The sequence below is a fragment of the Pseudomonas sp. G5(2012) genome, assembly GCF_000408945.1.
Classification (GTDB): domain Bacteria; phylum Pseudomonadota; class Gammaproteobacteria; order Pseudomonadales; family Pseudomonadaceae; genus Aquipseudomonas; species Aquipseudomonas umsongensis.
The window spans coordinates 1-8,310 of sequence record NZ_APIO01000068.1 but is presented as its reverse complement, the minus strand read 5'-3'; the positions used below and the strand labels follow the sequence as shown (position 1 = coordinate 8,310).

Annotated in this window: 8 protein-coding genes; 3 read left to right on the top strand and 5 right to left on the bottom strand. The window is 61.1% G+C overall.

The window, feature by feature from the left end; genetic code table 11:
* Positions 1 to 25: 25 nt before the first annotated feature.
* The 4 genes from PG5_RS21255 to PG5_RS21240 all read right to left on the bottom strand — a co-directional run bounded on the left by PG5_RS21255 (position 26) and on the right by PG5_RS21240 (position 3,843).
* Complete coding sequence (locus PG5_RS21255; protein ID WP_008060065.1) at positions 26 to 271, bottom strand: ferredoxin family protein; 246 nt, start codon at positions 269 to 271, stop codon at positions 26 to 28.
* Positions 272 to 297: 26 nt separating this feature from the next.
* A complete protein-coding gene (locus PG5_RS21250; RefSeq protein ID WP_020799174.1) occupies positions 298 to 2,028 on the bottom strand; it encodes a fumarate reductase/succinate dehydrogenase flavoprotein subunit in 1,731 nt (576 codons plus the stop codon).
* Entirely contained in the window at positions 2,025 to 2,777 is a 753-nt protein-coding gene (locus PG5_RS21245; protein WP_033042528.1) for a GntR family transcriptional regulator, read from the bottom strand. Before PG5_RS21245 ends, PG5_RS21250 begins: the two co-directional genes overlap by 4 nt.
* Positions 2,778 to 2,955: 178 nt before the next feature.
* Positions 2,956 to 3,843 carry a Dyp-type peroxidase gene (locus PG5_RS21240; RefSeq protein ID WP_020799172.1) on the bottom strand — a complete coding sequence of 296 codons (888 nt, stop codon included), beginning with the start codon at positions 3,841 to 3,843 and terminating at the stop codon, positions 2,956 to 2,958.
* A 260-nt stretch (positions 3,844 to 4,103) separates the two neighbouring features.
* Between PG5_RS21240 and PG5_RS21235 the strand changes: the two genes are divergently transcribed.
* Together PG5_RS21235 and PG5_RS21230 are read left to right on the top strand one after the other, a co-directional pair.
* Entirely contained in the window at positions 4,104 to 5,729 is a 1,626-nt protein-coding gene (locus PG5_RS21235) for an NADP-dependent glyceraldehyde-3-phosphate dehydrogenase (RefSeq protein WP_020799171.1), read from the top strand.
* A gap of 104 nt (positions 5,730 to 5,833) precedes the next feature.
* Positions 5,834 to 6,796 (top strand): FUSC family protein, encoded by a 963-nt coding sequence (locus PG5_RS21230; protein ID WP_052024714.1) that lies wholly within the window; start codon positions 5,834 to 5,836, stop codon positions 6,794 to 6,796.
* A gap of 6 nt (positions 6,797 to 6,802) precedes the next feature.
* Here PG5_RS21230 and PG5_RS21225 read toward each other — a convergent pair whose 3' ends face one another.
* Positions 6,803 to 7,696 carry a DMT family transporter gene (locus PG5_RS21225; RefSeq protein ID WP_042955611.1) on the bottom strand — a complete coding sequence of 298 codons (894 nt, stop codon included), beginning with the start codon at positions 7,694 to 7,696 and terminating at the stop codon, positions 6,803 to 6,805.
* Positions 7,697 to 7,832: 136 nt separating this feature from the next.
* Here PG5_RS21225 and PG5_RS21220 point away from each other — a divergent pair, with 136 nt between their 5' ends.
* Complete coding sequence (locus tag PG5_RS21220) at positions 7,833 to 8,270, top strand: Lrp/AsnC family transcriptional regulator (RefSeq protein ID WP_007987480.1); 438 nt, start codon at positions 7,833 to 7,835, stop codon at positions 8,268 to 8,270.
* The last annotated feature ends 40 nt before the right edge of the window (positions 8,271 to 8,310 follow it).

Genomic DNA, 8,310 nt, shown 5'->3' with positions numbered 1-8,310 from the left:
CTCGCTCCCACATTTGGGCTGTGCTTCAACGCAACAAATAAGGGATATCCACTTTCACGGCGCCAGTCGGGCAGTCCTTTTCGCACGGCATGCAGTACCAGCATTCATCGAAGGCCATGTAGGCCTTTTGCGTGGCCGGGTTGATCGCCAGCAAGTCCATCGGGCAGACGTCGACGCACACCGTGCAGCCCTTGTGGGCGATGCAAAGGTCCTCGTCGACGGTTACCGGAGCATTGGAGCGAAAGAATATTTCCTGGGGTTGGTAGGCCATTTCACGGTTTCTCTCTAGTGTCATGCTCAAGCCGCGTCGGCACCGACCCGCAACCGGTCGTAGGCCTGCATTTCATCGGCGTCCAGTGGGATGATGTAAGGTTCGATGGCTTTCTTGAAACTGGTCATCACGCCGTTTTCGCCCTTCTTCAAGTGGCAATGGCAGAACCAGTCGCTGTCGTTGCGTTGCGGGTGGTCGACCCTATAGTGGTAAAGCCCCCAGCGACTTTCGGCGCGGAACAATGAAGCACGGGCAGCCATTTCGGCGCAGTCGCGGATCATGCTGACTTCCATGGCGCGCATCAGTTCGTGGGCGTTGTGGGCCTTGATCTGATCCAGGTCACGCTGGATGTCGCTGAAGCGTTGCAGGCCGATCTGCATCTTCCTGGTCACTTTCGGCGGCTGCAGGTAGTCGTTGACGAAGCGGCGCAGCTTGTACTCGACCTGGGCCGGTGGCAGGCCGTGTTCGCGATCAAGGGGTGCGTAGACTCGCTGCTTTTCAATTGCGACCTGCTCGGCATCGAGCGCGGAAAACTCGCGTCCGGCGACAAAGTCCGCCGCGTTGGTGCCGGCAAACCAGCCATAGGTGAACGCACCGAGCATGTAGTTGTGCGGCACCGCGGCCATGTCACCGGCCGAATACAGGCCCTTGACCGAGGTCTCGGCCTTCTCGTTGACCCACACGCCCGACGCCGAATGTCCGCTGCAAAAACCGATCTCGGAGATGTGCATCTCGACCATTTGCGTGCGGTAATCGGTACCGCGATTGGCGTGGAACTGACCGCGACTCGGGCGCTCGTTGCTGTGCAGGATCTCTTCGATGTTCTGGATGGTTTCTTCGGCCAGGTGATCGAGCTTGAGGAACACCGGGCCGTTGCCACTTTCGAGCTCCTGATGGAACTCCCACATCATCTGGCCGCTCCAGTAGTCGCACTCGATGAAGCGCTCGCCCTTGTTGTTGGCGGTGTAGCCACCCAAGGGACCGGTGACGTAGGCGCAGGCCGGGCCGTTGTAGTCCTTGATCAGCGGGTTGATCTGGAAGCATTCCAGGTTCGCCAGTTCGGCTCCGGCGTGGTAGGCCATGGCGTAACCGTCGCCGGCATTGGTCGGGTTTTCGTAGGTGCCCATCAGGTAACCCGAAGCCGGCAGGCCCAGGCGTCCGGCGGCACCGCAGGCGAGGATCACGGCCTTGGCCTTGATCACATGGAAGTCGGCCGTGCGGCAATCGAAGCCCATCACGCCGTTGACCGCGCCCTCTTCGTCCTTGAGCAAACGGGTGCAGACCAAGCGATTGGTAATGCTGACCCGCGCCCGCTTCAACTGGCGATACAGGACTTTCTTGATGTCGTGGCCTTCCGGCATCGGCAGCACGTAGGCGCCCATGTGGTGGACCTTTTTCACCGCGTAGTCGCCGGTCTCGTCTTTCTCGAACTTCACGCCCCAGCGGTCTAGCTGTTCGATAGTCTCGAAGCTGTGGGTCGCGTAGGCATACACCGCGGCCTGATTGACGATGCCGTCGTTGGCGATGGTGATTTCCTTGGTGTACTGCTCCGGCGTGGAGTGGCCGGGAATGATCGCGTTGTTGAGGCCGTCCATGCCCATGCTGATCGCGCCGCTGCGCTTGACGTTGGCCTTGTCGATCAACAATACCCGCAAATCGCGGTTGCGTTCCTTGGCCTTGATCGCCGCCATCGGCCCGGCCGTGCCGCCGCCGATGACCACGATGTCGTATTCCTGCTCGAGAGTCGTTCGGGTCATGCCTGCGCCCCTTTTTGCCGGTCGATCCGCAGGCGGTACTGGAAGGCATCGCCACGGTAGTAAAGGTGTTCGAAGTCCACTGGGCGGCCTTCGGCGTCGTGGGTCAGGCGCTCGATGCGCATGATCGGCGAGCCGGCCTCGACGTTCAGCGCCTGGGTCAAGTCGCTGTCGGCCAGTACTGCGTCGATGGCCAGGTCGGCGTGGCCGAGGGCCAGTCCGCAGTCGTTTTCCAGGATCAGGAAAATGTCGCGGGTTACCAGATCGGCCTTCTCCAGGCGCTCGCCAAGGGCTTTGGGCAGGTAAGTGATTTCCAGCGAAATCGGTTCGCGGTTGATCAGGCGAACCCGCTTGATCTGCGCCACGGTCTCCCCTTCGGCGACCTGCAAGCGATCGGCGACCAGCTTGTCGGCAGCGATGAACTTGAAGCTGCGCAGGCGGTTGATCACCTCATATCCGCGACCGGTCATGGACTCGGCCAGGCCTTGCAAGGTGCTGACGTTCTGGAAGGTTTTCGGCTTGGCGACGAAGGTACCCTTGCCGTGGATTTTGAAGATCAACCCTTCCTTCTGCAGATCGCCGAGAGCCTGGCGCACCGTGATGCGACTGACCTTGAACAGCGCACCGAGCTCGCTTTCGGAAGGCATCTGGCTGTCTTGCGGGTATTCACCGTCGAGGATGCGCGCACGCAACACATCGCGCAGTTGGGTGTGCAGCGGAACGCTACTAAGCGATAGAACGTTATCGGTCATGAAGATCACTTGTCATAACGAGTTATGACGTGATCTTAGAGTTCTAAGGAATGGCTGATAAATACTGTTTGGGCATAAGGTTAGATGGAGATCAAAAGATCGCAGCCTTCGGCAGCTCCTACAGGTTTATGCGTTCCACCTGCAGGAGCTGCCGAAGGCTGCGATCTTTTGCTTTTACTCAGCCGATGCGCATGGCCCGCAGATCCAAACGACCATCCTTCAGCGGCGGGCACCAGTAGTAGCCGCCGGTGATCGGCCGGCTGATGCGGTACAAGCCGTCAGTGATTCCGTCTTCCAGGCCGCTCATGCGGCGCAGCTGGACTTCGAAGGCGTCGAGGGAAAAACCGAAGGCCAGGAACATCAACCCGGCTCGCTCGCCTTCGATCCATGGCATCGAGCGGCGAACCACGAACGCCTCAGGGGCAAAGCTCTCCTGGGCGGTGCGTTTGACGTGGGCCGAGATCGGTGCGTCGTCGAGTTCTTCGTTATCGCTCAGGCGACGTCCCATGATGTCATCCGTCTCATGGGACGCCATCGCGCGAAAGCCCTTGAGGTCATGCTGCCACTGCTGGAGCGCGGCGAAGCTGCCGCCCACCATGCCTTCGGCGCCCTCACCCACCAGCGCGGCGGCCGCGGCGGCTTCGTCACGGGGGTTTTCAGTGCCGTCTTCGTAACCGGTCAGGTCATGGCCGTCACGGTGACGGAAACCCTCGGTCACTTGCACCAGGCGCAGGGCCGGGGCCAACGCTGCTTCGAAGGCGTGGCTGCGGTTAAGCAGTTCGCCACGGTCGGTACCGTGCAACCAGCACCAGAGTGCCTGTTGCGTCGACGGATTGTCGACGCCGACACCGCTCAGCGCTGGAAACGCCCGCAAGCCTTCGACATGCCCGCCGAGGGCCTTGACCAGGGACTCACCGAAGCCGACCACCGCCGATTTGCCATCCATCAGTTGCGTCAGCTTGTCCAACGCAGCCGGCAGCGCCGCGGCCGATTCCAGGGCGAAGAACATGTGACGGGCGAGAGGCGGAACAGGGGTGGCAAGAATGCCCGGCTGGTAGTGACTCATGTGAACTCCTTATGAAAGAGCGCGGAGTTTAACCTCGGCACCAGCCATTGTGTGCTCCCAAGTCAAAAGATCGCGTTTCACCCCAACGCCGATTGCGGTCTACGCTTGAAGCACAATAATCACACCTTCACCCCTCTATTCTGCCCATCAGCGCTCGATTGCAGTTAAAAAAACTCATCAACAAGGCGTATAACCCTTGAACTGGATTCTTCAACGGCTAGCCATAAGCGCACGGCTGACATTACACACGGGGTAGCGACATGACGACCGCACAGATTCTTGGCAACCTGTTTCCCGACGCCGGCAGCATCCCGGAAAAATACCGTCTCGACGGCCAGACCGAACAACGCGAGTACCTGGTCGATGGCGTGTTGAAAACCTGGCCAGGTCCACTCGCCCAGGTGCGCAGCCCGGTTTACCTGAGCGGCCCTGGCGGCGATGAACAGGTCATCCTCGGCAGCACGCCGTTGCTGGATGCCGCCACCGCCTTGACCGCCCTCGACGCCGCCGTGCGTGCCTATGACCGCGGCCAGGGTTTGTGGCCGACCATGCGCGTGGCCGAGCGCATCCAGCATGTCGAGACCTTCCTGGGGCGCATGCGTGAACAGCGCGACGCGGTGGTGAAGCTACTGATGTGGGAAATCGGCAAGAACCTCAAGGATTCGGAAAAAGAGTTCGACCGTACCTGCGACTACATCGTCGACACCATCAACGCCCTCAAGGAACTCGACCGCCGCTCCAGCCGCTTCGAACTCGAGCAGGACACTCTCGGTCAGATCCGTCGCGTACCGCTGGGCGTGGCGCTGTGCATGGGGCCCTACAACTACCCGCTGAACGAAACCTTCACCACGCTGATCCCGGCGCTGATCATGGGCAATACCGTAGTGTTCAAGCCGGCCAAGCTTGGCGTGCTGCTGATTCGCCCGTTGCTGGAGGCCTTCCGCGACAGCTTCCCGGCCGGGGTGATCAACGTGATCTACGGCAGCGGGCGTGAGACGGTCAGTGCGCTGATGGCCAGCGGTAACATCGATATCTTTGCCTTCATCGGCACCAACAAGGCCGCCAGCGACCTGAAGAAATTGCACCCGCGCCCTCACCGCTTGCGCGCGGCATTGGGACTCGACGCGAAAAACCCCGGGATCGTCCTGCCGGAAGTGGACCTGGACAATGCGGTGACTGAAGCGCTCACCGGCTCCCTGTCATTCAACGGCCAGCGCTGCACCGCCCTGAAGATCCTGTTTGTCCACGAAGACGTGGTCGAGGCCTTCATCGAGAAATTCAACGCCAGACTGGCCACGCTCAAACCCGGCATGCCGTGGGACAGTGGCGTGGCGCTGACACCTTTGCCGGAATCGGGCAAGGTCGATTACCTGCACTCGCTGGTGGCCGATGCCGTGGGCAAGGGCGCGAAAGTGGTCAACCCCAATGGCGGCGAGGCGCGCGCATCGTTCTTCTACCCCGCCGTGTTGTATCCGGTGACGCCGCAGATGCGGGTCTACCAGGAAGAACAGTTCGGCCCGGTGGTGCCGATCGTGCCCTATCGTCACCTGGACACGGTGATCGACTACGTCCTCGAATCGGACTTCGGCCAGCAACTGAGTATCTTCGGCACGAACCCGGTGGCGGTCGGTCGACTGGTCGACACCTTCGCCAACCAGGTCGGGCGCATCAACCTCAACGCCCAATGCCAGCGCGGCCCGGACACCTACCCGTTCAATGGCCGGAAAAACTCCGCCGAGGGCACGCTGTCGGTGCACGACGCCCTGCGGGTGTTTTCGATTCGCACGCTGGTGGCGACCAAATTCCAGGAGACCAACAAGGATCTCATCAGCGAGATCATCAGTGGCCGCAGTTCAAGCTTCCTGACCACTGACTACATCTTCTGAGGAGAGCCGACCTGAGCGCATCCACGGCTCTTCGCCTGCCACCGCTACTGCGCCGGTTACTGCGTCCGCTATTGGACCCGTACCAGCGCTATCGCCACGCGCGGATGATCCATGCCGTGCGCGTGTCGCTCGGGTTGCTGGCGACGATCCTGCTGACCACCGGCATCCACCTGCCCCACGGCGAGTGGGCCTCAGTGACGATGCTGGTGGTGATCGGCGGCTTGCAGCACCATGGCAACATCGGCAAGAAAGCCGCCGAACGGGCCATCGGCACCCTGGTCGGGGCGGCTATCGGCCTGGTCCTGGTGGTGCAACAGTCCTGGCTCGGCATGCCGTGGCTGACCTATTTCGCCATGGCGGTGGTGTGCGGATTCTTCTCGTACCATGCCATCGGCAAAGGCGGATACACCGCGCTGCTGGCCGGTATCACCGTATTCATCGTCGCCGGGCATGGTGACAATCCGGTCACTGACGGGTTGTGGCGTGGGGTGGATATCCTGATCGGCATTGCCCTGGCCCTGGCATTTTCCTTCGCCCTGCCGCTCTATGCGGTCTATTCCTGGCGGTACAACCTGGCAGATGCGCTGCGTGATTGCGCGGCGGTCTACAGTCGTATCATCACCGGCCAATCGGTGACTGGCGACGAACACCTCAGGCTGATGGGGCGACTGAACACCGTGATGGTGCAACTGCGCTCCCTGATGCCATCGGTGTCCAAGGAAGTGAAGATTTCCATGACCGAACTCGATGCCATTCAACGTCAACTGCGCCTGTGTGTCAGCACCCTTGAGATACTGGGCAATACCCGACCGGATGCCGGCGACCTGCAGTCGGCCTTGAAGGCAGAGCATCGACTGATTCGCGTGCAACTGATTGCCATGGCCCGGGCGCTCAAGTCCGGCGTCCCCCACCGGCTGGAGCGCCCCGTGGCGCTACCGATGGTCAGGCTCGATGTGCCGGTCTACAACGCCCTGGACGGTTACCGCTTGTTGACTGAGCAACTGCTTGCCAACATTGGCGAGATGCGCCAGCGACTGGCCAGGACGGCGCCGCGCTGGAACATCTGAAACGCCTTACGAGGTAACGGTGCGCCGCAATTTCAAGCTCCAGCCCTGCTGCATGCCGGCCGCGGCCAGCAGGATTGCGGCCACCCCGATCCATTGCAGCGGTTCCAGGCGATGGCCGAAGGCAAACCAGTCGACGAAAATCGCCGCGATCGGGTAGATGAACGACAGCGCGCCGGTCAATGCCGTCGGCAATTTCTGGATCGCGCCGTACAACAGCACGTACATCACGCCAGTGTGCACGATGCCCAAGGTGACGAGGCTGCCCCAGGCACTCGGTTCCTGCGGCAGGGCCGAAAAGTGCGCGAATGGCGCAAGCAGCAATACGCCGGTGCTGACCTGGACCAACGCAATCAGATGCGGTGGCGTACCGGTCAGGCGCTTGATGATCAACGCGGCAATCGCATAGAGGAACGCGGCGCCCAAGGCCAGGACGATCCCTATCAGGTACTCGTTACCGCTCTCGCCCTCCCCGCCATGTGCGCTGACAATCGCCAGCATGCCGAGAAACGAAACGCCCAGCCATGCCAGTTTCTGCAGGGTGATTTTCTCGTTGAGGAACACCGCCGCCAGCCCCACCAGCATGAACGGCTGGACGTTGTAGACCGCCGTACCGATGGCTATCGAAGCCCGGGAATAAGAGGCGAACAACAACACCCAGTTGCCGACGATCGCCACACCGCTGAGCACCGCCAACAGGAAGGTGGTACGGGTGAGGATGCCAGGGCGAAGAAAGCCGAACGCCGCGCAAATCAGCAGCAGCGCACCGGCCCCGAACAGGCAGCGCCAGAACACCACGTCCAGCACCGGTTGCCCGGACACCAGCACGAACCAGCCGATGGTCCCGGAGATCAGCATGGCGGTGGTCATTTCGAACGAGCCGCGACGTATTGAGTTGTCCATCATCAGACTCCTGTGGTTGATGGGCAAAGTATGCCAATCGACCGGGGGCTGCTCCAGCGCAAAAAGCAGGCTAAACTTCGAATCTGCCTTTTATGCGAAGGCGATTTCGCAAAACTGCCTAATAGAGGTTTTCGCCATGACCGATGACATCGACCAGGTGCTGATCACCGCCTTGATGGAAGACTCACGACGTTCGCTCAAGGCCCTGGCGCAAATCAGCGGCCTGTCCTCACCCAGCGTTGCCGAGCGCCTGCGGCGTCTTGAAGAGCGCGGTGTGCTCAAGGGCTATACCGTGGAAATCGACCCGAAATGCTTCGGTTATCAGCTGCAGGCCATCGTGCGCATTCGCCCGCTGCCCGGCCAGTTGCAGGAAGTGGAACGGCAGATCATGGCGATTCCCGAGTTCACCGAATGCGACAAGGTCACCGGTGACGACTGCTTCATCGCCCGCCTGCATGTACGCTCGATGGAACAACTGGACACCCTGCTCGACCGCCTCAACACTCACGCCGAAACCAACACCGCCATCGTCAAGAAAACCCCGGTCAAGCGACGCCTGCCGCCAATGGCCTAGCCGCCGGTACATTTGCCAAGAATCGGCATAGGGGACGGCC